We start from the raw sequence: 401 nt of genomic DNA on the forward strand, positions 1-401 counted from the left end.
TGGGGTATAAGCCGCTGAAGGCTTGCCTCGTTTCAGCTCGCCCTGAGCGTCAATAGTTTTGCAATCGAGAAGTTTTCTGAGGATTCGGGGCTTGCCCGAGGTACGAAACAGCTGTTGGCATTCGCCGAAGAAGGTACTTTCACCCGCTTCGTTAAAAACACTTTTGTACTGCTCTTTCACGTCATCCCGAATGAACACCCTGGCGCTGTCGGCGCCAAAGTCACTCCAGTCTTTACCGTAGATTGCATAGATATCCAGCTCGATGCGGCTGATTACCAACGGACAGCCGCCGACTGTTCTGCGCAGGGCTATCTCGGAATCGGGCTGGTAGTTTTCACGCCATTTCCGGTTGTATCCAACGCCAGTCCCTCGTCCGTCCGGCACGGTGCAGGTTTCTCCTT

The 401-nt window shown here is 53.9% G+C and carries 1 pseudogene; it reads right to left on the bottom strand.

What is annotated here, in order from left to right:
* Positions 1–384, bottom strand: a pseudogene (locus HU727_RS25560) (hypothetical protein); the annotation flags it as partial.
* Positions 385–401: the final 17 nt, after the last annotated feature.

The organism is Pseudomonas khorasanensis, from assembly GCF_014268505.2.
In the GTDB taxonomy this organism is placed as follows: domain Bacteria; phylum Pseudomonadota; class Gammaproteobacteria; order Pseudomonadales; family Pseudomonadaceae; genus Aquipseudomonas; species Aquipseudomonas khorasanensis.